The sequence below is a fragment of the Chryseobacterium mucoviscidosis genome, from assembly GCF_002177115.1.
Classification (GTDB): Bacteria; Bacteroidota; Bacteroidia; order Flavobacteriales; family Weeksellaceae; genus Chryseobacterium; species Chryseobacterium mucoviscidosis.
Map to the genome: position 1 here is coordinate 1 of NZ_MVAG01000182.1, position 263 is coordinate 263.

1 protein-coding gene is annotated in these 263 nt (G+C 43.3%); it reads left to right on the plus strand.

The genetic code is table 11. The annotated features are described in order from the left end of the window. A partial coding sequence (locus tag B0E34_RS21470) for a hypothetical protein (RefSeq protein ID WP_165763032.1) occupies positions 1 to 263 on the plus strand: 263 nt, incomplete at both ends.

Here is a 263-nt window from a genome sequence, read left to right on the forward strand (position 1 = left end):
GCTATAAAGCCACCAATGGCATGTGTCTGGTGTATGGTGGCACGAACAAATATAATGGCAATGCGGGTGCTTCTTTTAATTGTACAGATAAAAGCCAAGCCATATCCCAACATACTCAAAAAATTATCCAGTACGCCAAAGACAATGACCCTGATTACATCATCAACAACTATGGCGACACCATCAACATAGAGCAATACTGCTCAGCTCATGCTTGCGATGAGCTGACCGCCGAGTTTGGCGATGAAGTCATGAAAAACAAG